This window comes from Paraburkholderia sp. BCC1884 (genome assembly GCF_900996225.1).
Taxonomy (GTDB): domain Bacteria; phylum Pseudomonadota; class Gammaproteobacteria; order Burkholderiales; family Burkholderiaceae; genus Paraburkholderia.
Genome location: NZ_CAAJGL010000068.1, coordinates 49,266 through 73,934, shown reverse-complemented (window position 1 = coordinate 73,934; position 24,669 = coordinate 49,266). Strand labels below are relative to the sequence as shown.

General features: G+C 63.6%; 22 protein-coding genes. 16 read left to right on the top strand and 6 right to left on the bottom strand.

All coding sequences use genetic code 11. The annotated features are described in order from the left end of the window. Window positions 1–94 precede the first annotated feature (94 nt). The gene (locus tag FQ705_RS07200) at window positions 95–1,477 is read left to right on the top strand and encodes an MFS transporter (RefSeq protein ID WP_144138877.1); all 1,383 of its coding nucleotides are present in this window, start codon (window positions 95–97) and stop codon (window positions 1,475–1,477) included. Between the two features lie 336 nt (window positions 1,478–1,813). Then, window positions 1,814–3,415 (top strand): peptide chain release factor 3, encoded by a 1,602-nt coding sequence (locus FQ705_RS07195; protein WP_144138874.1) that lies wholly within the window; start codon window positions 1,814–1,816, stop codon window positions 3,413–3,415. A 108-nt stretch (window positions 3,416–3,523) separates the two neighbouring features. Here FQ705_RS07195 and FQ705_RS07190 read toward each other — a convergent pair whose 3' ends face one another. Next, entirely contained in the window at window positions 3,524–4,393 is an 870-nt protein-coding gene (locus FQ705_RS07190; protein ID WP_144138871.1) for a LysR family transcriptional regulator, read from the bottom strand. Between the two features lie 256 nt (window positions 4,394–4,649). On the opposite strand from FQ705_RS07190, the gene FQ705_RS07185 reads away from it, so the two are divergent. Then, window positions 4,650–7,070 carry a GNAT family N-acetyltransferase gene (locus FQ705_RS07185; RefSeq protein WP_144138868.1) on the top strand — a complete coding sequence of 807 codons (2,421 nt, stop codon included), beginning with the start codon at window positions 4,650–4,652 and terminating at the stop codon, window positions 7,068–7,070. Here FQ705_RS07185 and FQ705_RS07180 read toward each other — a convergent pair. Both FQ705_RS07180 and FQ705_RS07175 read right to left on the bottom strand, forming a co-directional pair. Beyond that, on the bottom strand, window positions 7,067–7,612 hold the full coding sequence (locus tag FQ705_RS07180; protein WP_144138865.1) for a hypothetical protein: 546 nt from the start codon (window positions 7,610–7,612) through the stop codon (window positions 7,067–7,069). The two genes, FQ705_RS07185 and FQ705_RS07180, sit on opposite strands and share 4 nt — an antisense overlap. Window positions 7,613–7,733: 121 nt before the next feature. Then, window positions 7,734–8,531, bottom strand: coding sequence for an IclR family transcriptional regulator (locus FQ705_RS07175; RefSeq protein WP_144138862.1), 798 nt, complete (start codon window positions 8,529–8,531; stop codon window positions 7,734–7,736). A gap of 300 nt (window positions 8,532–8,831) precedes the next feature. Between FQ705_RS07175 and FQ705_RS07170 the strand changes: the two genes are divergently transcribed. The 9 genes from FQ705_RS07170 (at window position 8,832) to FQ705_RS07130 (ending at window position 17,830) form a co-directional block, all read left to right on the top strand. Then, window positions 8,832–9,881 carry a sugar ABC transporter substrate-binding protein gene (locus FQ705_RS07170; RefSeq protein WP_260854410.1) on the top strand — a complete coding sequence of 350 codons (1,050 nt, stop codon included), beginning with the start codon at window positions 8,832–8,834 and terminating at the stop codon, window positions 9,879–9,881. Continuing rightward, on the top strand, window positions 9,878–11,398 hold the full coding sequence (locus tag FQ705_RS07165) for a sugar ABC transporter ATP-binding protein (protein ID WP_144138859.1): 1,521 nt from the start codon (window positions 9,878–9,880) through the stop codon (window positions 11,396–11,398). The genes FQ705_RS07170 and FQ705_RS07165 overlap by 4 nt, the downstream gene beginning before the upstream one ends. Beyond that, complete coding sequence (locus tag FQ705_RS07160) at window positions 11,388–12,443, top strand: ABC transporter permease (RefSeq protein WP_144138856.1); 1,056 nt, start codon at window positions 11,388–11,390, stop codon at window positions 12,441–12,443. Before FQ705_RS07165 ends, FQ705_RS07160 begins: the two co-directional genes overlap by 11 nt. A gap of 25 nt (window positions 12,444–12,468) precedes the next feature. Then, complete coding sequence (locus FQ705_RS07155) at window positions 12,469–12,795, top strand: UxaA family hydrolase (RefSeq protein WP_144138853.1); 327 nt, start codon at window positions 12,469–12,471, stop codon at window positions 12,793–12,795. A 47-nt stretch (window positions 12,796–12,842) separates the two neighbouring features. Continuing rightward, window positions 12,843–14,156, top strand: coding sequence for a UxaA family hydrolase (locus FQ705_RS07150; RefSeq protein ID WP_144138850.1), 1,314 nt, complete (start codon window positions 12,843–12,845; stop codon window positions 14,154–14,156). Window positions 14,157–14,250: 94 nt separating this feature from the next. After that, window positions 14,251–15,291: an aldo/keto reductase gene (locus FQ705_RS07145; protein ID WP_144138847.1), complete on the top strand. Its 1,041-nt coding sequence runs from the start codon at window positions 14,251–14,253 to the stop codon at window positions 15,289–15,291. Window positions 15,292–15,298: 7 nt separating this feature from the next. After that, a complete protein-coding gene (locus FQ705_RS07140; protein WP_144138844.1) occupies window positions 15,299–16,129 on the top strand; it encodes an amidohydrolase family protein in 831 nt (276 codons plus the stop codon). Window positions 16,130–16,172: 43 nt separating this feature from the next. Further along, on the top strand, window positions 16,173–16,916 hold the full coding sequence (locus FQ705_RS07135; protein WP_144138842.1) for an SDR family oxidoreductase: 744 nt from the start codon (window positions 16,173–16,175) through the stop codon (window positions 16,914–16,916). Between the two features lie 65 nt (window positions 16,917–16,981). Then, on the top strand, window positions 16,982–17,830 hold the full coding sequence (locus FQ705_RS07130; RefSeq protein WP_144138839.1) for an ureidoglycolate lyase: 849 nt from the start codon (window positions 16,982–16,984) through the stop codon (window positions 17,828–17,830). 19 nt (window positions 17,831–17,849) lie between these two features. Here the strand turns inward: FQ705_RS07130 and FQ705_RS07125 are convergent, their stop codons facing one another. Next, complete coding sequence (locus FQ705_RS07125; protein ID WP_144138836.1) at window positions 17,850–18,284, bottom strand: PaaI family thioesterase; 435 nt, start codon at window positions 18,282–18,284, stop codon at window positions 17,850–17,852. Between the two features lie 270 nt (window positions 18,285–18,554). Here FQ705_RS07125 and FQ705_RS07120 point away from each other — a divergent pair, with 270 nt between their 5' ends. Further along, entirely contained in the window at window positions 18,555–20,177 is a 1,623-nt protein-coding gene (locus FQ705_RS07120; protein ID WP_144138833.1) for a methyl-accepting chemotaxis protein, read from the top strand. Between the two features lie 111 nt (window positions 20,178–20,288). Here the strand turns inward: FQ705_RS07120 and FQ705_RS07115 are convergent, their stop codons facing one another. Further along, complete coding sequence (locus FQ705_RS07115; RefSeq protein ID WP_007178724.1) at window positions 20,289–20,492, bottom strand: cold-shock protein; 204 nt, start codon at window positions 20,490–20,492, stop codon at window positions 20,289–20,291. Window positions 20,493–20,710: 218 nt separating this feature from the next. On the opposite strand from FQ705_RS07115, the gene FQ705_RS07110 reads away from it, so the two are divergent. Then, window positions 20,711–20,986, top strand: a complete 276-nt coding sequence (locus FQ705_RS07110) for a hypothetical protein (protein ID WP_144138830.1) — start codon at window positions 20,711–20,713, stop codon at window positions 20,984–20,986. Between the two features lie 53 nt (window positions 20,987–21,039). Here the strand turns inward: FQ705_RS07110 and FQ705_RS07105 are convergent, their stop codons facing one another. Further along, the gene (locus FQ705_RS07105; protein WP_144142252.1) at window positions 21,040–22,149 is read right to left on the bottom strand and encodes an AGE family epimerase/isomerase; all 1,110 of its coding nucleotides are present in this window, start codon (window positions 22,147–22,149) and stop codon (window positions 21,040–21,042) included. A gap of 170 nt (window positions 22,150–22,319) precedes the next feature. Between FQ705_RS07105 and FQ705_RS07100 the strand changes: the two genes are divergently transcribed. Further along, the gene (locus tag FQ705_RS07100; RefSeq protein WP_144138827.1) at window positions 22,320–23,006 is read left to right on the top strand and encodes an MgtC/SapB family protein; all 687 of its coding nucleotides are present in this window, start codon (window positions 22,320–22,322) and stop codon (window positions 23,004–23,006) included. A 131-nt stretch (window positions 23,007–23,137) separates the two neighbouring features. Then, the gene (locus FQ705_RS07095; protein WP_144138824.1) at window positions 23,138–24,529 is read left to right on the top strand and encodes a hypothetical protein; all 1,392 of its coding nucleotides are present in this window, start codon (window positions 23,138–23,140) and stop codon (window positions 24,527–24,529) included. Window positions 24,530–24,669: the final 140 nt, after the last annotated feature.

Sequence of the window (24,669 nt, the reverse complement as noted above, 5' to 3'; positions counted from 1 at the left end):
CTGCACATGCAGGCCACGCAAGCGGGCGACGCCGCGAGGTGCGGCCGGTCATACACCAGCTGCGCCTCGTTCCCATACCAACGAAGGAGACAGCGTGAGCAATCAAGACCTTCAGGCGGCCACACTCGGCCTCGCCCCCACCCGGCCGGTAGTGGCGCCCTCCACGCACGGCCCGATTTCTCTCGACGACGTCCCGCTGAACGCCTTCCACGTGAAGATCGCCGGCTTGACGTTCGGCGCGCACTTCACCGAAGGATTCGCGCTCGGCACGATCGGCTACGCACTCGCCTCGATGAGCCGCCAGATGCCGCTCGACGCGTTCTGGATGGGCATGATCGGCAGTTCCGCGCTGATGGGCATTTTCCTGGGCAGCCTCGTGTTCGGCTGGCTGTCCGACCGGATGGGCCGTCAGAAGATTTTTCTGCTGAGCTTCCTCATCATCACTGCCGCCGCGTTCGCGCAGTTCTACGTGCGCTCGCCGCTCGAACTGTGTTTGCTGCGAGTCCTGATTGGTTTCGGCATGGGCGGCGATTTTGCCGTCGGCCATGCGATTCTCGCGGAATTTTCGCCGCGCAAGCATCGCGGGACCTTGCTCGGCTCCTTTAGCGTGGTGTGGACGATCGGCTATGTGCTCGCCAATGTGCTCGGCCTGTACTACGCGGATGCTTCGCCGGATGCATGGCGTTGGCTGCTCGCGTCGGCGGGCGTTCCGGCTTTGATCGTGCTGGTGCTGCGCATGGGCACGCCGGAGTCGCCGCGCTGGTTGCACGGCAAAGGCCGGATCGCAGAAGCCAAGGCGGTCGTGCTGAAGCACTTTGGCGCAAACGTGACGCTCGACAACGCGCACGCCGACCACGCTCACTTGCCGGGCGGCTTCATGCGCCTGTTCAGGAAGGACCTGATTCGCCGGACGATCTTCAATTGCGCATTCTTCGTGTGTCTGGTCATTCCGTACTTCGCGATCTATACGTTCCTGCCGACCATCCTCAAGGCGATTCATTTGAACAACGACTCGGGCGCAGATTTTCTGCTGAACGGCTTCCTCGTTCTCGGTGCGCTGATCGGCATCTGGTTGACAATCAAGCTGCCGCGTCGCGTGTTCCTGATCGGTTCGTTCGCGGTCACCTGCGTTTCGCTGATTGCGTTGAGCTTGCTGCCGGAGTCGGCGCCGCTCGGCATGATCGCCGCGTTCGGCCTGTTCACGTTGACCATGTCGGCGTTCTCCAATCTGGTCGGCGTGTTTCCGCCGGAGTGCTTTCCGACTGAAGTGCGGGCGTGCGGCGTCGGTCTGGCGATTGCGTGCAGCCGGCTCGGTTCGGCGATCGGGACCTTCCTGCTGCCGCTGGGCATCGCCCATCTCGGCTTTCACGCGACGATGATGGCGCTTGCCGCCGTTTTGCTGATCGGCATGGTGGTGTCGATCGCCTGGGCGCCGGAAACCAGGCATCTAACCTTGAACGAAGCCAGCGGCGCTTAAGTCTCGGTTCCACGCTGGCTAAAAACCCGCCGCATCGTCGCCGATGCGGCGGGTTTTGATTTGCTGCGCGCCGTTAACCATCCGTCCCTCAAACCCCATTTCCCTACGCGCGCGCCCATGACGTGTATCATTCGTTCCCTGCGCTGTTCTGCGCTGGCGATTCCCGGATTGTCGAAGGTTCGTTCGTGACCTGTTTCCGACGCGGTCGAGTTGCCATTGTGATGCGGGTGATTACCCGACTCCCGCAGCTCGACGCCGCCGCGCAAGGCGCGGCACACCGGTAGCCACAAGCCGCCGGGAACCGCCCGAACCCCTATCCGTGACCCGCCAGACCCGATGTCAGTCTCCGAACTCAAACGCCGCCGCACGTTCGCCGTTATTTCCCACCCGGACGCGGGCAAAACCACGCTGACTGAAAAGCTGCTGCTGTTCTCGGGCGCGATTCAGATCGCCGGTACCGTGAAGGGCCGCAAAAGCAACCGCTACGCGACGTCCGACTGGATGGAGATCGAAAAGCAGCGGGGCATTTCGGTGGCCAGCTCGGTGATGCAGTTCGAGTACGGCGACGCCGTCATCAACCTGCTCGATACGCCGGGCCACGAAGACTTCTCTGAAGACACGTATCGCGTGTTGACCGCGGTCGACGCCGCCGTGATGGTGATCGACGGCGCCAATGGCGTCGAAGCGCAAACGCTGAAGCTGCTCGAAGTCTGCCGCAGCCGCAAGACGCCGATCGTCACCTTCATCAACAAGCTCGACCGTGAAGTGCGCGAGCCGCTCGAACTGCTCGACGAAATCGAGCAGCATCTGGGCGTAGCCGCCGTGCCGTTCACGTGGCCGATCGGCATGGGCAAGGATTTCCAGGGCGTCTACGATATCCAGCGCGATCAGGTACGCCTGTTCCGTGCGGGGCAAGACAAGGCGGGCGGCGAAGTCGAAACGCTGCACGCGCTCAGCGACGAAGAGGGCGAACGTCGCTTCGGCCACGCCTGGATCAAGGCGAAGGAAGAGATCGACCTGATTACCGGTGCATCGCCCGAATTCGATCGCGAGCAGTTTCTTGCCGGTCAACAGTCGCCGGTGCTGTTCGGCTCGGCGATCAACAACTTCGGCGTGAAGGAAATTCTCGACGCGCTGGTCGACCTGGCGCCGCCGCCGTCGATGCGCATGACCGTGCAGCGTCCGGTGATGCCCGACGAGCCGAAATTCACCGGCGTCGTGTTCAAGGTGCAGGCGAACATGGATCTGGCGCACCGCGACCGCGTGGCGTTTATTCGCGTTTGCTCCGGGCATTTCGAACGCGGCATGGCCGTGAAGGTCACGCGCACGAACAAGACGTTCCGCGCCAATAACGTGGTGACGTTCCTGTCGCAACGTCGTGAGACGGTGAGCGAGGCTTATCCGGGCGACATCATCGGTATTCCGAATCACGGCACGCTGAGTCTCGGCGACACGCTGACCGAAGGCGAAATGCTGCAGTTCGTCGGTCTGCCGTTCTTCGCGCCGGAAATTTTCCAGACGGTGGAAGTGGTCGATCCGATGCGCGCCAAGCAACTCGGCGAAGCGCTGAAGCAACTGGGCGAAGAGGGTGCGATTCAGGTGTTCCGTCCGGAAGTGGGCGGCCTGATGATTCTCGGCGCGGTGGGTCAGTTGCAGTTCGAAGTGGTGGCGCATCGTTTGTCGACCGAATACAAGGTCGACGTGCGCATGGCGCCGGCGCGCTACCGCATGTCGCGTTGGGTGACTTGCGACGACGCCGCTGAATTGCGCCGATTCACCGACTCATACGCGGCGCGGATCGCGCTCGACGCATCGGATGCGCCGACGTATCTGGCCTCGCACGTGTCGGAAATCGAAGTCGCGCAAAAAGCGTGGCCGAAGATCGTGTTCAACGAACTGCGCGAGCATTCGGGCGCACCGTTCAAGAAATCGATGTAACGTCGGTCGGTCCAGCAAAAAACCGCGCCTTTCATGGCGCGGTTTTTTTTCGTCCGCACGTTTGCCACGCCAAGCCACGCCAATGCCACGCATACGGCGCAGGCGCTTTCATGTCATCTTCAACACCTCTTCCCGCATCCAGGCCCCAAACGCCTGGACGTGCTCCAGCGCGGCATGACGCGGCGCCATGTCCAGCCAGTAGCCGAACGGCCCGATCACTTCGATATCGGAGAACTGTGCGAGCTTCCCGTCCACCAACTCGTCGACGATCATGTTGCGATCGACGATCGCGAGACCCGCGCCTTTGCCCGCCGCGCGAATCGCCTGCTCGAGCGTCGAGAACTCGATGCCGTTATCGGCGTAACGCGCGGGCAGATTCGCCTTGGCCAGCCAGTTCGGCCAGAGTTCCAGGCGTGCGTCGTTGTGCAGCACATGCAGCGCAGGCATCCGGTCGAGCAGCGTATCGAGCGATTCACCCAGCAGACGAGGTGCGCCCACCAGCACGTGACGCTCCATCATCAGCAATTCGGAATGGGCCTCCGGCAACGCGTGCCGCCCGAAGCGGATCGTGCAATGGCAATCGCCGCTCGGCTCCGTGCGGATCGACAATTCGACGTCGGGCAATTCCACTGCCAGCGAGCCGAGTCGCGGGGAGAACCATTGCGTGGCAAAAGTGGGCGGCACGGACACCACGAGGCGGCGCCGTCCCTTGGCAGCCGTGATTTGACGGAAGCCGCGCTCGATGGTGTCGAAGGCTTCGGACAGGCAGGGCAGGAATTGCGAGCCGGCTTGCGTAAGCCGAATGCCTTTGTGATCCCGCTCGAATAATTTGGCGCCCAGCGACTCCTCGAGCAGCTTGATCTGCCGGCTCACCGCGCCTTGCGTGACGCAGAGCGCTGTAGCCGCGCGATTGAAGCTCATGTGACGAGCCGTTTCTTCGAAGAAGCGCAACGCAATCAGCGATGGCAGGCGCCGCATAAATCACCTTCTATACTTTTTGAGTCGTCCGCCTCGCTGACCGCGCGTTGTCTCCGACGCGCAGATTTTGATCGTTCCAAGCCAGCGATTTTTCAGGGCAGGCCGCCGTTCCGGCGGTCCTCGATTGTCGCATTTGCGCCCGGCATTTTGCTTGGTCTCGATAAGAAATCTCCGGCGCGCGTCAGCCCGAGTTCGCCTATCCTGACGAAGATGCGCGTCCTCTTGCCGGCGCGTCCCAGTCATCCGCGGAGCGCCCGTGACCGTTCGCAATCTCGATGCGTTGTTTCGACCCAAATCCGTCGCCGTGATCGGCGCTTCCGAGCGGCCGGGCAGCACCGGTGCGATGGTGTGGGCGCGCGTGCTGGAAGGCGGTTTCGAAGGCCCGCTGTGGCCCGTCAATCCGAAATACGAAACGCTCGGCGGCCATGCCGTGATCGGCGATCCGGGCGATTTGCCGCAAGCGCCGACTGTCGCCGTGATCTGCACGCCGCCGGACACGTGGCCCGGCATCATCCACAAGCTCGGCGGGTTGGGCACGCGGGCGGCGATTATCGTCGGCGAGGTACGCAGCGACGACGACCGGCTGGCGATGCGTCACGCGCTCTCGGCGGCGCGGCCGCATCTGCTGCGCATCGTCGGCCCGGGCAGCCTCGGCGTGGTCTCGCCGGCCTTGCGCGCGCAATTGGGCGCGCCGTCGTGCACGGTCAAGGCGGGCGGTGTCGCGTGGGTGTCGCAGTCGAATGCATTGACCAACGCCGTGCTCGGCTGGGCGCATGCACGTGGTCTCGGCTTCTCGCACGCGGTGGCGCTCGGTGGCGAAGCCGACGTCGACGCCGGCGACGTGCTCGATTATCTGGCGAGCGACCCCGGCACGCGCGCCATCCTGCTCGAACTGGACACGGTGCGGGCGGCGCGCAAATTCATGTCGGCCGCGCGGGCGGCGGCGCGCAACAAGCCGGTGCTTGCGCTGCGCTCGGGCCGCGCCGATCCCGCCGATGCGCTCTACACCGCCGCCTTTCGCCGCGCGGGCATGGTGCGTGTCGACGCGCTCGACGACCTGCTCGACGAAATCGAAACGCTCGGCGTCGGCCGCGTCGCGGCCGGCGCCACGGCCACGCTGATCACGAGCGACCGCGGCCTGGCCACGCTTGCCTGCGACGCGTTCGCTGCCGCGGGCGATACGCTCGCGCCATGGCCCGACGCAGCCTCGGACGCGTTGCGGCAAGCGCTGCCGCATGCGGTCGGCGGCAATCCGCTGCAACTCGGCGACGACGCTCGTCCGGAGCATTTCGGCACGGCGCTCAAACTGCTCGCGGAGCATCGCAGCACCGGCACCGCCTTCGTGGTGCATGCGTCGACACATGGCGCGCCAGTCGGCGAGGTCGCGCAGGCACTGATCGAGAACCAGCGCTTCGCGTATCGGGGTTTGCTGGCGTGTTTCTTTGGCGGCGTGGATGCGGCCACGCGCGACGCGCTGCACGCGCAAGGCATTCCGGTACATACGACACCGCAGCGGCTTGCGCGCGCGTTCGCCCGTCTGGTCGATTACCGGATGGGACGTGAATTGTTGATGCAGACGCCAGAGGGCTTGCCGGAGCAGATTCCTGAAGCGATCGACGCCGCGCAGGCACAAGCACGCGCGGCGCTGGCGGCTGGTGAGCACGAATTGGCCGGCGACGCGGCGAAGCATTTTCTGGAGCGCTTCGGGCTCGAAGTTGAGAGGCAGACGGGCGAAGCGGCATCGCAAGCGACAGCGCAATCCGATTGCCTGGAAAGCGACTCGGGATCTTCGGCCACGCCTGTGGTGGACATCGCCGTGACGCTACATGACGACGACAACTTCGGCCCGGTTTTCCGTTTCACTGCGCCAGCGGCCGATGGCCTGTCCGATCCCGTGCAGGTCTACGGTCTGCCGCCGCTCAATCCGACGCTCGCGCGCGATCTCGTCACGCGCTCGCGTTACGCGCAGCTGATTTCGCCGGAGCCTGCTTTGGCCGCGCTTACGGCGCTTTCGCAAGCGGTGTGCGACGTCAAGGAAATCGTCGGACTGACGCTGACGCTGCGCATATTCCGCGAGCGCGTGGCGGTGATCGATCCCACGCTGAGCATTGCCGCGACGCGTAGCCGGCTTGCGATCGTGCCTTATCCGCGACGTTTCGAGGAGACACTTGATTGGCAAGGCCTGCGCGTGACCGTGCGGCCGATTCGTCCGGAAGACGAAGCGGCGCATCATGACTTCGTCGAAGCCATGACGCCTGAAGATTTGCGTTTGAGGTTTTTTGGTGCAGTGGGCAGCTTCGACCATTCGCAGCTCGCGCGCATGACGCAGATCGACTACGACCGCGAAATGGCGTTGATTGCCACCGTGCGAAGCGAAGAGGGTTTCACGCGCACGCTGGGGGTGGTGCGGGCGGTGGCCGATCCCGACAACGAAACCGCTGAATTCGCGGTCGCGGTGCGCTCGGACCAGAAAGGCCGGCGCCTCGGCCAGTTGCTGATGGACCGGATCGTCAAGTATGCGCGGGCGCGCGGCACCCATTGGCTGGTCGGCGAGGCGTTGCGGGAGAACGGACCGATGATCGCGCTCGCCAGGTCCTGCGGGTTCACGATTACGCGGACCGAGGACCCGGGGGTGGTTGGGTTCAGGATGGCGTTGGATGAACCGGCGCGACCCTAAGCCGCCAGCTTCGCCACCGCCTCATCAACCTGCGCACGCGTCACCGCCAACTCTTCCAGCCACGCCTCCGCATACACCGCACCCGTCTCGCGCTCCAGCCGCGCAATCGTCACCGCGCAACGAATCGCGTCCTTCGGCGTTGCGATAAACGATTTCACCGACTCACCCGCCTTGAACGCATCGAACAACGGCACGCGGATATCGTCCGGCAGCGCACGGCTCGTCCACTGATACGGCTTGCCGTTGAACGTGAACGACGGCGGCAACACGCGCTCTTTCTTGGCGGCCGGGATCAGGCCGAAAGTACGCGCCGCGTCGCCGATCTGCTCCGGCGAGAACAGCTCGTCCGGGCTGATGTCGAATTGCTGGATGAAGGATTCGATGCTCTGCATCGCCGCGGCGCGGTCGTCACGGCGCTTTTGCGCGTGAGCGACGATGTCGCGCAGTTCGTCGGCTTCTTCAGGCGTGATCGTGAAGCTCGACTGCTTCTGCTGGAGTTCGGAAAAACGCTGGAATTCGGAATCGGTCAGAAGTTTCGCCATTGCTTATCGATGCGCGCGCATGGGTGACCCCACGCGGCTTAAATTTGAAAGGGTCGCCATTCTAAACCATGTGCGAGAGCGGCCGATTTTCCATTGGCCGCAGTTCGAAGCCACGCTCCAGTCAGCCAGTCCAGACTGTGTCCTCGCGAAACATCGACAGCGCCTGCACCGTCTCGCGCAACAGCGCGGTCGCGGCTTCCAGCGTCGGCGCGACGTATTCGTCGATTCGTCGCAGATACGGACACGTGAGCGCAGCAATCGCCTGACCGGCGGGCCCCTGAATCGGAAACGTCACGTCGGTGACACCAAAAGTTTGCTGGCTGTCCTTCTGCGAAAAACCCGCCGTGCGAATGCGCTCGCAAGCCGCTTCGAGTGCCTCGCGATCGATCGTGACTTCGCCCTTCACCTTGGTGTGTTCGGCCAGCATGTTGTGACGCTGCTCGATGCTCTGGAATGCAAGCATCACGCGACCCGAGCCGGTATCGATCAGACCGACGCGCGACCCAAGCCGCACCGACATGCCCCACGTGCCCGGTCCATCCACCTGCGCAATCACCAGCAGATTGCCGCGGTCGTACACCACGAGGTGACACGACTGTTCGGCGGCATCGGCAAAGCGTTGCATCAGCGGCAACGCCTCTGAGATCAGCCGGTTCATCGGCGGATGACGATGCGCGAGCGCATACAGCTTCAGACTCAGCGAATAGCGGTCGCCCGCCGCCGAGCGCACCACGTACTGACGCGCGACCAGCCGTTCGAGCATCCGGTAGATCTCACTCGCGTTGCGCCCCAGCAGCTTGGTGATTTCGGCGCGCGTGAGCCCGTCCTTCTGCTCCGCTAGCAGTTCGAGGATGTCGAGGCCTTTGTCGAGCGCCGGCGCGCGATATCGATCGGCGTCGTCTTTGTCGTCTGCGTCCATCGTCAGCGAGGCTCCGTGTGGTCTTCTCATTATCTGGCGCGTGAGTGTAATTGCGTGGCGATTCTCGTGGACGGGACGCACGTCCAGGGAAAACACGGACGCATGGTGCAGTGCACATTCCTTGACTTCGAAAAGTCCGTATATGAATAATACGTTCATTGGTGAATGAGCGCACGCCAATACTCATAAGAAAGCGCAGGACGAAGTGCCGGCAACCATGCCGGTTCACGCTGTTCCCACAACGCATAGGGCCGACATACGCGCTGAAGCGCTGATGCCGGTCCGACATAGGAGACAACCATGTCGTTCGCGAAAGGGCCGCTTGCGGCTCGCCGTTCGTTCCGCAGTTCGCTGACCACCGTCGCGGCTGCGGCGTGCATCGCCGGGCTTGGCCTCAGCAGCGCAGCGCAAGCCGCCGATACCGGCAAGATCGGCCTCGATCTGCCGCTTCTCACCTCGCCGTTCTGGCAGTCGTACAACAACTACCTCCCCAAATACGCGAAGGACTCGAACCTCGATATCCTCGCCCCCGTCAATTCGAACGGCGACCCGGTTCAGCAGATCACCGACATGAACAACCTGCTGAATCTCGGCGCGAAGGGCATCGTGGTCGGCCCGCTGGATTCGGCGGCAATCAGCCGCGCGCTCGATGCCGCAGCGGCGAAGAACGTGCCCGTGGTGGCCGTCGACGTCGCGCCGACCCAAGGCAAGGTCGCGATGGTGGTGCGCGCCGACAATCATGCGTATGGCGAGAAAGCGTGCAAGTACATCGGCGATCACGTGAAGTCGGGCAAGGTCGTGCAGATCATGGGCGATCTGGCATCGGTGAACGGGCGCGACCGCTCGGAAGCGTTCCGTTCGTGCATGAAGGGCTATCCCGGCGTGACGGTGCTGGAAATTCCGGCGGCCTGGAAGGGCGACGTGGCGGCCACCGCGCTCGACAGTCTGCTGACCGCCAACCCCGACGTGAAGGGCATCTACATGCAGGCGGGCGGCGTCTATCTGTCGCCGACGCTGCAAACGCTGCGTCGTAAGCAGATGCTGTTTCCAGCGGGTAATCCGAAGCATGTCGTGATCGTCAGCAATGACGGTATTCCGCAGGAATTCGAAGCGATTCGTCGTGGCGACATCGACGCGACGGTCTCTCAGCCCGCCGATTCGTACGCGAAATATGGCCTCTACTACATCAAGGCGGCGCTGGCCGGGCAGACCTTCAAGCCGGGTCCGACCGATCACGGCAGCAACATCATCCAGCTGTCGCCGGGCGTGCTCGAAGACCAGTTGCCGGCACCGCTCGTGACCAAGGCGAACGTCGACGACAAAGCCCTCTGGGGTAACACGGTCAAATGAGCGAGCCGACGCCCTCCGTGCCGGTAGTCGAAGCGTTCGATATCACCAAACGCTACGGCTCGACGGCCGCGCTGAAAGACGTGAGCCTTCGCGTGATGCCCGGCGAGTCGCATGCGCTCGTCGGACGCAACGGCGCGGGCAAATCGACGCTGGTGTCGATCCTGACCGGCCTGCGCAAGCCCGACACCGGCGAGGTGCGTTTCAGCGGCGCGGCCGCGCCGTCGATCGCGGATCGCGACGCGTGGCGCGAGCGCGTCGCGTGCGTCTATCAGCATTCGACGATCATCCGCGACCTCAGCGTCGCGGAGAATCTGTTCATCAACCGGCAGCCGTCGCGTGGCGGCGTGATCGATTGGCAAGCGATGCGTCGCAACGCGCGCGAGTTGCTCGATCACTGGAAGATCGATGTGCGCGAAGATGCGCGCGCGGGCGATCTGTCGGTGGAAGCGCGTCAGCTGGTTGAAATCGCGCGGGCGTTGTCCTACGGCGCGCGTTTCATCATTCTCGACGAACCCACCGCGCAGCTCGACGGCGACGAGATCAAACGTCTGTTCCGGCGTATCACCGAATTGCAGCGCGAGGGCGTGACCTTCCTGTTCATCTCGCATCACTTGCAAGAGGTGTATGAGATTTGCCAGGCCGTGACCGTGTTGCGCGACGCGCGGCACATCGTCAGCGCGCCGGTGTCCGCGTTACCGCGCGAGCAGTTGATCGAAGCGATGACCGGCGAACGCGGCGGCCTCGCGGTCGCCGATGCGGCGGCGCGCGACGCATTGCCCGCCGATACGGCGATCGCGTTGCAAGTCAGCGAGTTGGCCGGCGCCGACTACGACGGCGTGTCGTTCACGGTGAAGCGCGGCGAAGTGGTCGGACTGACCGGCGCGACGAGTAGCGGCCGCACGAGCGTGGCCGAAGCGATTGCCGGCTTGCGCGCGGCCAGACGCGGCACGATCAGCGTAGACGGTGCGATCCTGCCGCCCGGCGATGTGCCTGCCGCGCTCGCGCACGGCATCGGTTGCGTACCGAAGGACCGGCATCACGAAGGCCTGGTGCTCACTCAATCGATCGCGGAAAACGCGTCGATGACGATCGCGCGTCTACTCGGCAAATTCGGTATCGCGCCGCCCGCAAAGAAAAATGCCTTTGGTCAGAAGATGATCGAGGCGCTCGGCATCGTCGCGCAAGGTCCCGAGCATGTCGTCTCCGGTCTGTCGGGCGGCAATCAGCAGAAAGTGGTGATGGCGCGCGCGCTTGCCACCAATCCGGATGTGCTCGTGCTGATCGATCCCACGGCGGGCGTCGATGTGAAATCGAAAGAGGCCTTGCTCTCCGTCGTGGATCGCGTGCGCGAAGAGGGCAAGGCCGTGCTGGTCGTGTCCGGTGAACTCGACGATCTGCGCACTTGTGACCGTGTGCTGGTCATGTTCCGTGGCCGTGTCGCGGCCGAATTTCCCGCGGGTTGGCAGGACCACGACCTGATCGCATCCGTTGAAGGAGTCAGTCTCCATGAAGAATAGTGTGCCGAGTCCGGCATTTAGCACCGCGCAAGGTTCCAGCCAGGCGCAGGCCGCCGCGCCGTTGACGCGCGGCAAACGCGCCCGCACCGAACTTGCGCGGTTGCGTGAACTGGCTTTGTTGCCGGCCCTCGCGCTGTTGCTCGTGATCGGCGCATTCGTCAGCCCCAGCTTTCTGACGCGGGCGAATCTGATCAGCGTGTTGGGTGCGTCGGCGGCGCTTGCCCTGGTCGTGCTTGCAGAATCGCTGATCGTGCTGACCGGCAAGTTCGACTTGTCGCTGGAGTCGACAGTCGGCATTGCGCCCGCAGTCGGCGCGATGCTGGTGATGCCGGCGGCGTCGGCGGGCTTCGGCACGCAATGGCCCGCAGCGGTGGGCTTGCTCGCCATCGTCGCGGTTGGCGCGGTGATCGGACTGATCAACGGATTTTTAGTCGTGCGGCTGCGGCTCAATGCGTTCATCGTCACGCTGGCCATGCTGATCGTGTTGCGCGGCATGCTGGTCGGCGCGACCAAGGGCGGCACGCTGTTCGATATGCCGCCGTCGTTCTTCTCGCTCGCAACCACCATCGTGCTCGGCTTGCCTTTGTCGGTGTGGCTCGCGGCGGCGGCGTTTGCGATTGCGGCTTTCGTGTTGCGCTATCACCGATTGGGCCGCGCGTTGTATGCGATCGGCGGCAATCCGGAAGCGGCCCGCGCGGCGGGGATTCGCGTCGAGCGCATCACGTGGGGCGTGTTCGTGCTCGGGAGTATGCTGGCCTCATTGGGCGGCTTGATCGTGACCGGCTACGTCGGCGCGATCAACGCCAACCAGGGCAACGGCATGATCTTCACGGTGTTCGCGGCGGCGGTGATCGGCGGTATTTCGCTCGACGGCGGCAAGGGTACGATGTTCGGTGCGCTCACCGGCGTGTTGCTGCTCGGCGTCGTGCAGAACCTGCTCACGCTCGCCCAGGTGCCGTCGTTCTGGATTCAGGCGATCTACGGCGCCATCATCCTCGGCTCGCTGATGGTGGCTCGCCTTGCGAGCGGCGAAGGTCAGAACTAACGCATAGGCATCACGGAGAACCCAGTTGACCAACCGTCCATTGCAAACCGACCCACGTCTGATCCTGCTCACCCCTGCCGACAATTGCCTGATCGCGGCGGCGCGTCTCGACGCGGGCACGCAACTCGAGATCGAAGGCGAGCGCGTGACGCTAGGAAAAACCATCGAACTCGGTCACAAAGTGGCGCGCCATGAACTCGCGAAAGACGACAAGGTGCTGCGCTACGGCGCAGTGATCGGCCATGTGACGGAAGCGGTGGCGCGCGGTGCGCATCTGCACACGCACAACCTCGAAAGCGATTACCTGCCGACCTACACCCACGACGCGGGCCACGAGTTCGTCCACCACTGAACTGAAATGGGCACAATCACGCGGCCCTGTGCCGCGCTGGAACGATCATGACCGATATTTCCGTAGCATCCGCCGCCGCGCAGCAGCCCGTTCTGCAAGGCTACCTACGCAGCGACGGCCGTAAGGGCATCCGCAATGTGGTCGCGGTGGCGTATCTGGTGGAGTGCGCGCATCACGTGGCGCGCGAGATCGTCACGCAGTTTCGCGAGCCGCTCGACGCCTTCGACGATCCCACCGCCGAACGCGAGCCGCCGGTGCATCTGATCGGCTTTCCCGGCTGCTATCCGAATGGTTACGCCGAAAAAATGCTGGAGCGGCTCACCACGCATCCCAACGTGGGCGCGGTGCTGTTCGTGTCGCTCGGCTGCGAAAGCATGAACAAGCACTATCTCGTGGACGTGGTACGCGCCAGCGGCCGCCCCGTCGAAGTCCTGACGATCCAGGAGAAAGGCGGCACGCGCAGCACGATTCAATACGGCGTCGACTGGATTCGCGGTGCGCGCGCACAGCTTGCCGCGCAAAAGAAGGTGCCGATGGCGCTGAGCGAACTCGTGATCGGCACGATTTGCGGCGGCTCGGACGGCACCAGCGGCATCACGGCGAACCCGGCTGTGGGTCGCGCGTTCGATCATCTGATCGAAGCGGGCGCGTCCTGCATTTTCGAGGAAACCGGCGAGTTGGTGGGCTGCGAATTTCATATGAAAACGCGTGCGGCACGCCCGGAACTCGGCGATGAAATCGTCGCCTGCGTGGCCAAGGCGGCGCGCTATTACTCGATCCTCGGACACGGCAGCTTCGCGGTTGGCAACGCGGACGGCGGCCTCACCACCCAGGAAGAAAAATCGCTGGGCGCGTATGCCAAAAGCGGCGCATCGCCGATTGTCGGCATCATCAAACCGGGCGATATTCCACCGACCGGTGGCCTCTACCTGCTCGACGTCGTGCCCGACGGCGAGCCGCGCTTCGGCTTTCCGAACATCAGCGACAACGCGGAAATCGGCGAACTGATCGCCTGCGGCGCGCACGTGATTCTGTTCACGACCGGACGCGGCTCGGTGGTCGGCTCGGCGATCTCGCCGGTCATCAAGGTGTGCGCGAATCCGGCGACGTATCGCAACCTGTCCGGCGACATGGACGTCGATGCCGGCCGCATCCTCGAAGGGCGCGGTACGCTCGACGAAGTGGGCCGCGAAGTGTTCGAGCAGACAGTGGCGGTGTCGCGGGGTGCCGCGTCGAAATCGGAGACGCTCGGTCATCAGGAATTTATCCTGACCTACAAGACGTTCGAACCGGTTGGGCCGGCATGCTTGCCGTCGAGCGCTGCGTCGACGCATCGGGTTGTCGCGATCGAGCCGCACTGAGCGGTTCTTCTGCGCGCCTCAATCGGCAGTCCGGGCACTGCGCGCACTTCCCGTCCGCGCATGTTAAAACGTGAAAAAACAGGAGACGCGCTTCATGACCGCAACGATCGATTCCAGGATCGCGCAGCGGCGCCGTATTGGTCGTGGCGCGCTGCAAGTCACCGGACTCGGCCTCGGTACGGCGCCCTTGGGCGGCCTCTACCGCGATCTGTCCGATGAGGAAGCGTTCGCGACCATCGCCGCAGCGTGGGACGCGGGCGTGCGCTACTTCGACACCGCGCCGCATTACGGCAACACCAAGGCCGAGCATCGTCTGGGCGACGCTTTGCGTCGCTATCCGCGCGGCGACTACGTGTTGTCCACCAAAGTGGGCCGCCGCTTTGTGCCGCGCACCACGCCCTTCGACGACAAGGAAGGCTGGCAGAATCCGCTGCCCTTCGAAGCCGTCTACGATTACACCCACGACGGCATTCTGCGCTCGTTCGAAGACAGCCAGCAGCGCCTCGGCATCGTCGAAATCGACATTCTGCTGGTGCACGACATTGGCCGCATGACGCACGGCGACCAGCATCCCCATTTTTGGCGGCAGCTCACCGAAGGCGGCGGCTTTCGCGCGCTCGACAGCTTGCGTTCGAGCGGCGCGATCAAGGCGGTCGGGTTGGGCGTGAACGAAGGCGCGGTCGTACTCGACGCGATGGCGGAGTTCGATATCGATTGCGCGCTGCTTGCCGGGCGTTATACGCTCCTCGAACAAAGCACGCTCGACGATCTCTTGCCAGCATGCGAAAAGCGCGGTGTCAGCATCCTGCTGGGCGGCGCGTTCAACTCGGGCATTCTGGCGCGCGGCGTCGGCGGCGATCTGAAATTCAACTATGGCGAAGCGCCGCGCGAAGTGATCGAGCGCGTCGCCCGGCTGGAGGCGGTGTGCCGCGAGCATGGCGTGCCGCTTGCTGCCGCTGCCTTGCAGTTTCCGTATGCGCATCCGGCGGTCGCCACCGTGTTGACCGGCGCGCGCAGTGCCGACGAATTACGCGAGAACGTCGCGTCGTTCGAGCAGCCGATTCCTGCAGCGTTGTGGTCCGCGCTGCGCGACAAAGGCTTGCTCGAGCGCCACGCGCCCGCGCCAGAGGATTGATTCGACGATGGCAATCGACGCCCACCAGCACTACTGGGACCCCGCTCGCGGCGATTACGAGTGGCTCACGCCGGAACTGAAGATCCTATACCGGACATTCGGCCCGGCGGACCTGAAGCCCTTGCGCGAAGCGGCGGGCATCGAGCGGACGGTGGTGGTGCAGGCGGCGCCGACCCTCGACGAAACGCGTTACCTGCTGGAGATGGCACGGCATGAGCCGTCCATCGCGGGCGTGGTGGGCTGGGTACCCTTGCTGTTGCCGACAGCGCCCGCCTTGATCGGCGCCCTCGCGCACGATCCGAAGTTCAAGGGCGTGCGGCCGATGCTGCAGGATTTGCCGGACGACACATGGATCGCGAATCCCGCTCTCGCCCCGGCGATCGAAGCGCTGATCGCACATGACCTTGCCTTCGACGCGCTCATCTTTGCGCGCCACGTCGAGCATTTCGAAACCTTCGCGGCGCGGTTTCCTGCGTTGCGCGTGGTGGTCGATCACGGTGCGAAGCCACCAATCCGTTACGGCCAGGCGGGCTATCAAACCTGGGCCGATGCGATCACGCGGCTCGCGCGTTTGCCGCAAGTGCATTGCAAGTTGTCGGGCCTCGTCACGGAAGCTTCGCCTGGCTGGACCGAGGCAACGCTGCGGCCGTATGTCGAGCATCTGTTGACGTCTTTCGGTCCGGCGCGCCTGATGTGGGGCAGCGACTGGCCGGTGCTCGATCTGAACGGCGACTATCTGCATTGGCATGCGGCGGCCAACACATTGCTCGCGTCCTTGAGCGACGCCGAGCGCGAAGCGGTTTTTGGCGGCAATGCCGCTGCGTTTTATCGACTGTGATTTCTGGAAAAGACCACGGTAGTCCATTCAACTGGAGTCGTAGATGACACAAAGACTGGCCGGCAAGACGGCCTTGATCACCGCAGCAGGGCAGGGCATCGGCCTCGCCACCGCCGAACTCTTCGCGCGCGAAGGCGCGCGCGTGATTGCCACCGACATCCGCATCGACGGACTCGCCGGCAAGCCGGTCGAAGCACGCAAGCTCGACGTGCTCGACGGCGCGGCCATCAAGACGCTCGCCGACGAACTCGGCGCGATCGACGTGCTGTTCAATTGCGCCGGCTTCGTGCATGCGGGCAACATCCTCGAATGCAGTGAAGAAGATTGGGACTTCGCTTTCGACCTGAATGCCAAGGCGATGTACCGCATGATCCGCGCGTTCCTGCCCGCGATGCTCGATAAGGGTGGTGGGTCGATCATCAACATGTCGTCGGCGGCGTCGAGCGTGAAGGGCGTGCCGAACCGCTTTGCCTATAGCGCGTCGAAAGCGGCGGTGATCGGGCTGACCAAGTCCGTTGCTGCGGACTTCATCACGCGTGGTGTACGCTGTAACGCGATCTGCCCGGGCACGGTGTCTTCGCCATCGCTCGAACAGCGGATCGTCGCCCAGGCTCAGGCGCAGGGCGCGACGCTGGAGGCCACGCAGGCGGCCTTCGTGGCGCGTCAGCCAATGGGCCGCATCGGCAAGCCGGACGAGATCGCGGCGCTGGCGCTGTATCTCGCGTCGGACGAATCGTCGTTCACGACGGGGCATGCGCATGTGATCGACGGCGGCTGGTCGAACTGACGCACGCGGCTTGAGTCACACCGAACACGAACCGAGTACCACTGAACGTAAAGGGAAGTGCAACGATGAAACTGCTTCGTTATGGCCCGAAAGGCCAGGAAAAACCGGGTTTGCTCGACGCGCAGGGCAAGATTCGCGATCTGTCGAAGGTGGTGGGCGATATCGACGGCGCTGCGTTGACCGATGAAGGCCTCGCCAAACTGCGCGCCATCGATCCGGCTTCGCTGCCGCTGGTGGAAGGCAATCCGCGCATGGGTCCGTGCGTCGGCAAGATCGGCAAGTTCATCTGCATCGGGCTGAACTACGCGGACCACGCGGCGGAATCGAATCTGCCGGTGCCGGCCGAACCGGTCATCTTCAACAAATGGACGAGCGCGATCTGCGGCCCGAACGACGACGTGGAAATTCCGCGCGGCTCGAAGAAGTGCGACTGGGAAGTCGAACTCGGCGTGGTGATCGGCAAGCCCGCGAAATATATCGACGAAGCCAACGCGCTCGATTACGTCGCCGGTTACTGTGTGATCAACGACGTGTCGGAACGCGAATGGCAGATCGAAAAGGGCGGCACGTGGGATAAGGGCAAGGGCTTCGACACGTTCGGCCCGATCGGCCCGTGGGTCGTCACGCGCGACGAAGTCGCCGATCCGCAAAACCTCGGCCTCTGGCTCGAAGTGGACGGCCATCGTTACCAGAACGGCAGCACGAAGACGATGGTGTTCGGCGTCGCCAAGCTGGTTTCGTACGTCTCGCAGTGCATGAGTCTGCAACCGGGCGACGTGATCTCGACCGGCACGCCGCCGGGCGTCGGCATGGGCGTGAAGCCGAATCCTGTGTACCTGAAGCCGGGCCAGACGATCCGCCTCGGTATCGAAGGCCTCGGCGAGCAGACCCAGAAGACTTACGCCGCCGAGTAAGCCTCTCGCAACGCCGGCGTCAGCCCGCCGGCTCGTGCTCGCCGTTTTCGCCGATGCGATTGACGGTGCCTTGCGCAACGGCGACCAGCTTCTCGCGGTCGCCATCCATCACATAGACGTTGCACTGGCAGGTCGCCTGATGGCGGCCTGCAAACACCACCTTCGCCCGCGCGATCAGCGTGCCGTTCATCACGGGACGCAGATAGTTGATCTTGTATTCGCCCGTGACCACCTTCGGCCCGAGCGAGAGCGCCCCGGCAAACGTCAGCGCACTATCCACCAGATAGCTGATGACTCCCCCATGCACGAAACCATGCTGCTGCCTGAGCTCGTCGCGAATCGGCAGGCTCAGCGTCAATTCACTGGTGCCCGTGTGCATCAACTCAGCGCCTAACAGCATGCTGAACGGCTGGGCATGCAAAGCGCCGCGCGCCCGGTCGAGGAGGTCGGTCATCGTGAGTCCTTCGGGCGTGGCCCGCAGTGGTGGGAGTTGCACGGCCTTACGTGTGCAATCCCTACCCACTCTAGGAAGCGCTCACGTATGGCGTCAAGGTTAATCGGAAATATACGCAGGACATTATTGTGAAAAATGACGAGAGTTTCGAAGTTGGCCGATGAAAAGGGGTGGTAAGACGATCTTTGGACAATTTGGCCTTAAGCCGATCGCGGGCTTGCCGTTAACCCTGACGTAGCTCCCGATATTCTTTGTCCTCAGGTATTCACGATGTTCAGCAAGATCAAGGTCGCATCCGGCCTGTTGTGTGTGTTGGCCGCGTTTTGCGTTTTCCAGCTTGTCACGGTAGGTCTGGGTTTCTGGTCGCTCACGAGCACCCATGACGACGTGGGCAATCTGTCCAACGTGGCGTTGAAGCAGGTCGACGCGGTCGACGAGACGACCCAGCGTCTGATGGACGCGCGAATCAACCTTTCCCGCGCCGGTACGCGCATGGTGCGCGGCGGCTCCGAGCCGACCGATATCGTGCAGCACGCTCGCGAGCAGCTGGCGGCGGCCGACCAGTCGTTCGCCGAGTTCACGAGCGCGCCCAAGACCAGCGACGAGAACAGCACCCGTGCCGCCGCCCTCGCCGAGCGCTACAGGAAGCTGCACGACGCGCTGACGGAGCTGGCGCAGTTCCTCGATGCGAACAATATTCAGGCCTTCCTCGACCAGCCGACACAGTCGTTCCAGGACGCTTACCTCAACGAGTCGCACAACTTCGTGCAGTTCGGCAAGGCGGCGAGCCGTACGTCGCTCGATTCGATCGATGCGCGCATGTCGACCTTCCGCGCCGTGAGCATCGTGATCCTGCTGGTGCTGGTGGCCGGCACGGTCGGCGTGTACGCAGCGCTGCGCCGTGGCGTGGTGGCGCCGCTGGAAGAAGCCGGCCGTCACTTCGACCGCATCGCTCAAGGCCGCCTCGATCGACCGATCGAAGCGCGCGGCACCAATGAAATCGGCCGTCTGTTCTCGGGTCTGGCCAAAATGCAGGCCAGCGTGGCGCGCACCGTGCAAACCGTGCGCGAATCCGCCGACTCGATCCACCTGGGCGCCAACGAAATCGCGACCGGCAACGCCGATCTGTCGGCGCGTACGGAAAACCAGGCGGCGTCGCTTGAAGAAACGGCGTCGAGCATGGAAGAACTGACGGCGACCGTGCGTCAGAACGCCGATCACGCCCGCGAAGCCAATACGCTCGCCGAGACTGCGCTGGAAGCCACCTCGCGCGGCAGCGAAGTGGTCAACGAAGTGGTCGAGAAGATGCGCGGCATTGCGCAAAGCTCGGACAAGATCGCCGAGATCATTTCGGTGATCGACGGCATCGCCTTCCAGACCAACATTCTCGCGTTGAACGCGGCCGTGGAAGCGGCGCGTGCGGGCGAGCAGGGTCGCGGCTTTGCCGTGGTGGCGGGCGAAGTGCGTGGTCTGGCGCAGCGCAGCGCGCAGTCGGCCAAGGAGATCAAGGTCCTGATCAGCGAATCGGTTGCCGAGATTCAGGGCGGCTCGACGCTGGTGGAGCACGCCGGCGAGGCTATGAGCAACGTGTCCGCCTCGATTTCCCGCGTCACGCAGATGATGGCCGAGATCAGCGCGTCGTCGCTCGAGCAGAGCACGGGCATCGAGCAGGTCAATCAGGCAGTGGTGCAGATGGACGAGATGACCCAGCAGAACGCGGCGCTCGTGGAAGAAGCGGCGGCAGCGGCGTCTTCACTGCATCAGCAGACGCAGCAATTGAAGCAGGCGGTGTCGGTCTTCGAAATTTCTGAAACTGTGTTGCGGATGCAACATTTTGACGAGCCGCGAGGACGATCGGCGGAGTTTGCCTTGTCGGAGATGCACGCAATTTAAGCAGCGCAGCGCTCGACAAGGAGTCGTCAGACAATAGAAAATGGCCCGCTAAAGCGGGCCATTTTGCATTAGACGCAAGCGCCTAGAGCTGCCTGAAGTACCTGAAGGTACTTAGGCCGGCTGGATGTTCGCAGCCTGCTTGCCCTTCGGGCCTTGCTTAACTTCGAACGTCACTTTCTGGTTTTCCTGCAGGGACTTGAAGCCGCTGCCTTGAACTTCCGAAAAGTGCGCAAACAGGTCTTCGCCGCCGTCGTCCGGCGTGATGAAGCCAAAGCCCTTTGCATCGTTAAACCACTTCACAGTACCTGTTGCCATTTTTAATCCAGTAAATGTTGTGTGTTGCATTCGCGACCGCTAGTTCTCAACGTGAGATCGAGCGCGAAGTAGGAGTTGTATCACGTCTTAATGTTGGACGCCAATCTCTAGGCATTCGGGTATTCCCCGGCTCCCGCCTTTTTGGGGCTCGGAAAGCATTTCGAAGGGTGCACCAGCGGGTAGGGTAAACTGCTTGTATTACTCTTCCAGGAAAAACATTGACACATTATTTGCAAGAGGAACTCACCTCGTTCTGGAGTCGTTTGACCCCCTATCTGGCGATTTTGGAGTCTAAATCTCCTCAGGAAGGCACCTTGGACCCGGTTGGCCGTATCACGGTCGACACCGACGAGCGCCAGGCTTTCGCCCTCCACACCACCGACCAGAAGCCGCTCGGCGACACGTCGGACACCCCCACCGGACAAAGCGCAACTTATATGCGTTTTAAATCGGCCGACACCGGCTGGGGCCCCTGGCAGCGTGAAGAGTATTGATTGACCCGTCGGTCGGCTTTTGCGCCGACGTCGGACGAGGCACCGGCCGGCGGTTAGCCCGGCAGCGCCTCATAAGCGGTTGCAAGGTGGTAAGGCGTGGTCGACGGCATGTCGGCCCGCGCCACGTCACCTGTAGACGTCTTGCTCTCGAACCAGCCTTCGGGACGCAGGAACCGCTGCTGGAAAAGCGCGATCTGCCGCGGCAGAACCTCGAGCGCTTGCGGCGCGTCGTGGCTTGCCAGCGCGCGCAAATATTCGGTTTGCGCCCAGATTCGCTGGGTCGCGTCCTTCACGCCGCCGGTTTCATCGAGCGAGGCGCACACGCCGCCCGTGTGCCGATCCACGCCATGTTGCTGCGCGAAGCCGAATGCGCGCTGCATGTCTTCCGCGAGACCCGTGCCGTCGAACAAGCCACCTGCCTGCTTGACGAGCCAGAACCATTCGAACTGATGACCCGGTTCCAGCCGGTTGTCGTCCGCGCCGATCGGCAATTCGGCGATGCAACCGGTGGGCGCATGCACGAAGCGACGCGCGATCGCGCCGGCAAGGCGTTGCAAGGCGGCGTCGAAAGCCTGGTCGTGGGTGGCCTCGCGGGCCGCCAACCAGGCTTCGGTCAAATGCATCAACGGATTCTGGATCGGCGTGCCGGTGACTCTGGCAAAGTCCGCGCTGAGCGAGGCGTTGAACAGATCGTCGTCGGCGGCGAAGTGAGACTGGATCAGCGCCGACGTGCCATGCACGATTTCCAGCGCGTCGCCATTACCGGAGCGTCGGCCGTATTCCGCACACGCAAAGACGATAAAGGCATGCGTGTAGAGATCTTTGGTAGTGTCGAGCGGTACGCCTTCTGCGTCCACGCTATAGAACCATCCGCCGCGACGCGAGTCCTGAAAAGTGTGCACCAGCGAGTCGAACAAGGTTTTCGCGTGTGCCGCATCGCCGGCTTGCGCAAACACGAACAGTTGACGCGCACAGGCCATCGCGCGATAGCGTTCGGCGGGCATCGGCTGATGTTCTTCGGCGCTAAACGCTTCGTAGGGCAGCTTCAATGCGGTGTTGAAACCCGGGCCGCGCCACATGGGCAACACGACGCCCGTGAAATGATCGCGCAGCGCGGTAGCGAGGGCGATCGTCGAAGCGGCGGGAGGGTTGATGCTCGGCATAGTCAATGTGATCAAACGCGGTGTCTCGAAGCGCTCACGTCTCGGTTCGGTTTTCACTCATCCGACCGGCGCGGCGGCGTGCGGCTTAGCATAAAGCAAACAGGTCCCGCTGACACAGCGGCGCTGCTGCCGAAAATACTTCAAAACATTTCAGACAAGGAGAACAACCCATGCTGGGAAACCTCGAACTCATCTCCCGGCTAGTGCTGGCCGCAGCGCTGGGCAGCGTTATCGGCTTCGAGCGGGAACGACTTTCGTGGGCCGCAGGGCTTCGCACGCATATGCTCGTGTGCGTCGGTTCGGCGCTCATCATGATCGTGTCCGCCTACGGTTTTGCCGAAGTGCTCACCGGCGATCACGTCGTGCTCGATCCTTCGCGGATGGCCGCGCAGGTGGTGTCGGGTATCGGCTTTCTCGGCGCGGGTTCGATCCTGCTGCGCGGGGAAATCGTGCGCGGGCTGACTACGGCGGCAAGCCTCTGGTCGGTGGCCGCGATCGGGCTTGCCGTGGGTGGCGGACTGTACACGGCATCGATCGCGGCGACCATCATCATTCTGATTATTCTGGCCGGCATCAAGCCGCTCGAACGCCGCTTCATCACCGTCAAGCAACGGCGTCAGGTGACGATGCTCGTCGAGCGCGGCACCATGACTTTTCATTCGCTGCACGACGAACTCGGCGCGGCGAGTCCGCGTGTCAAACAGTTCGTGATGCAGCAAAGCGACGACGCGCCGGAGTGCGATGAAGTGATCATCACGTTTCATCGCGTGTCGAGTATCGAATATGAGGCGATCTGCTCGCGCTTGCGTCAACTGCATGGCGTCAAGCAGTTCCGACAGGATGGCGCGGCGTCCTGAATGCGGAAAATCGTCGGTGAATGGCTTCGAGCCGACGGGCCGCCATGCGACAATGCGGTCTCAAAAAATTCCCACGGCATTGACGAGCGGTGCCCGGCGCCCGCTGTCCGGCGACGACCGCTTTTTCCTCTATGGCAGATTCCGTAGCATCCACGCAGTCCCAGCCTCCGCGCGCCGCTTCGAAGACGAAGCGGCGTCAGGCCGCCGTCTCGACCGAAACCGAAAACAAGCTGGCGCGTGCGGCGCGTTCGGCACAACGCCTGGCGCAACTGAGCGACGCCGCGCGCGACGACAGCACCCTCGACCTGTTTCCCGACGATCCCACCCGCGCCACGTTGGAGGCGATGAACATCGACGTCCGGCAAGGCACGCTGCACGGCTTCGAATTGCCGGATGTGGTGTTGGCCGCAGTCGGTGCGATCGATCCCGCCGATGGCGCGTCGCCCGACGCGAAAGCGGGGCGGCGCGCGCCGCGTGCAGCGAAGGCGGAGGAGCCCGTTTCGGTCAATGCGGTGTTGAGCGGGCTTGAAATCGAACCGTCGATGCCGACGGCTGCGCCGGCAGCCGAGTTGGCTTCCGACGATGACAAAGCCGCTGGCGAGACGACGAGGGTGGAAGAGCAATCGACCGCGTTCGCGCGCGAGGCAACAACGGCGCTGACTCCGGCCATGGCGGCAGCGACTGTCGCTCGCAGTATCACGGCGCTGCGTCAGGCGGCCGAACCGGGTACGGCGACGGATCCGGCGACGACATCTGCCTCGGCGCCGACTTCGACCTCGGCCCTCGCTGGCGCGAAGTCGACGCAGCGTTTTGCCGCGACTTTTTCCAAGGCTGCGTCGGCTTCGCGGCAGGCGGCCGGGTCGGCGGCGTCGGTCACGAACGCGGTTGACGCCCAAAGCACGTCGACCGAAAACGCTTCGTCCCGCTCCGCGAGCCCGCCTGTCGAGTCGAAACCGGATGACTCGCAGGCGTGTGTTAATCCCGCGAACCCGGTGCAGACCAACGCCGCGTTAGCCGCATCGTCGCGCGAGGCCCAACGCGCAGACGCGGCCGCGGCAGCGTTGCGTTTGGCGCCGGAACTCGATCGTGCGCGGGCCACCGCCTTCGCCGACACCGTCGACGCGCTATATGGCGTGATCGCCGATCAGCGCCACGCGGCGACCGATCACTCGCGGCGCATGAAGTGGATGCTGTCGATCGTTGTCGGTGCGCTGCTGGTCACGGTCGCAATCGGCATCACGCAGACCTTGCTCCTGATGCGTCTGACGCGAGAAACCACCGCGCAGCAGCATCGCATCGAAGAGATGATGCAGAACCAGCAGGCGGCGATGGCCAGCTTGCTCGACAGCCATATCGCAGTGGCCAATGCGGCGGCGGCCAACGCCGCTCCCGCAAGCGTGGCGGCAACGCTTGCGACGCCTGCTGCGCCTCAACCAGCAGGCTCTGCGCCGGTTCATGCCAAACGCGTCGCGCGACTGCAGCAGCACGTGCACAAGCCGAAGCCCGTCGCCAGCTCACATTAGGCGGGGACTACCGCGCCGGCGATGAGCCGGCAGCAGTTTCTCGTGTCGCTTCTCTCGTCTTCGCTCGCGCGACCGCCGCAGCACGCTTCCTTTCCCTCTGTTTCATCGTTAGGTACGGTAAGGCGCCGATTGCCGCGGGC

Excerpts from the sequence above, each read along its gene's own strand:
- FQ705_RS07195 (WP_144138874.1), top strand. The coding sequence starts at position 1,814 with ATGTCAGTCTCCGAACTCAAACGCCGCCGCACGTTCGCCGTTATTTCC.
- FQ705_RS07190 (WP_144138871.1), bottom strand. The coding sequence starts at position 4,393 with ATGCGGCGCCTGCCATCGCTGATTGCGTTGCGCTTCTTCGAAGAAACG.
- FQ705_RS07180 (WP_144138865.1), bottom strand. The coding sequence starts at position 7,612 with ATGGCGAAACTTCTGACCGATTCCGAATTCCAGCGTTTTTCCGAACTC.
- FQ705_RS07175 (WP_144138862.1), bottom strand. The coding sequence starts at position 8,531 with ATGGACGCAGACGACAAAGACGACGCCGATCGATATCGCGCGCCGGCG.
- FQ705_RS07170 (WP_260854410.1), top strand. The coding sequence starts at position 8,832 with ATGTCGTTCGCGAAAGGGCCGCTTGCGGCTCGCCGTTCGTTCCGCAGT.
- FQ705_RS07165 (WP_144138859.1), top strand. The coding sequence starts at position 9,878 with ATGAGCGAGCCGACGCCCTCCGTGCCGGTAGTCGAAGCGTTCGATATC.
- FQ705_RS07160 (WP_144138856.1), top strand. The coding sequence starts at position 11,388 with ATGAAGAATAGTGTGCCGAGTCCGGCATTTAGCACCGCGCAAGGTTCC.
- FQ705_RS07150 (WP_144138850.1), top strand. The coding sequence starts at position 12,843 with ATGACCGATATTTCCGTAGCATCCGCCGCCGCGCAGCAGCCCGTTCTG.
- FQ705_RS07145 (WP_144138847.1), top strand. The coding sequence starts at position 14,251 with ATGACCGCAACGATCGATTCCAGGATCGCGCAGCGGCGCCGTATTGGT.
- FQ705_RS07140 (WP_144138844.1), top strand. The coding sequence starts at position 15,299 with ATGGCAATCGACGCCCACCAGCACTACTGGGACCCCGCTCGCGGCGAT.
- FQ705_RS07135 (WP_144138842.1), top strand. The coding sequence starts at position 16,173 with ATGACACAAAGACTGGCCGGCAAGACGGCCTTGATCACCGCAGCAGGG.
- FQ705_RS07130 (WP_144138839.1), top strand. The coding sequence starts at position 16,982 with ATGAAACTGCTTCGTTATGGCCCGAAAGGCCAGGAAAAACCGGGTTTG.
- FQ705_RS07125 (WP_144138836.1), bottom strand. The coding sequence starts at position 18,284 with ATGACCGACCTCCTCGACCGGGCGCGCGGCGCTTTGCATGCCCAGCCG.
- FQ705_RS07120 (WP_144138833.1), top strand. The coding sequence starts at position 18,555 with ATGTTCAGCAAGATCAAGGTCGCATCCGGCCTGTTGTGTGTGTTGGCC.
- FQ705_RS07115 (WP_007178724.1), bottom strand. The coding sequence starts at position 20,492 with ATGGCAACAGGTACTGTGAAGTGGTTTAACGATGCAAAGGGCTTTGGC.
- FQ705_RS07105 (WP_144142252.1), bottom strand. The coding sequence starts at position 22,149 with ATGCCGAGCATCAACCCTCCCGCCGCTTCGACGATCGCCCTCGCTACC.
- FQ705_RS07100 (WP_144138827.1), top strand. The coding sequence starts at position 22,320 with ATGCTGGGAAACCTCGAACTCATCTCCCGGCTAGTGCTGGCCGCAGCG.
- FQ705_RS07095 (WP_144138824.1), top strand. The coding sequence starts at position 23,138 with ATGGCAGATTCCGTAGCATCCACGCAGTCCCAGCCTCCGCGCGCCGCT.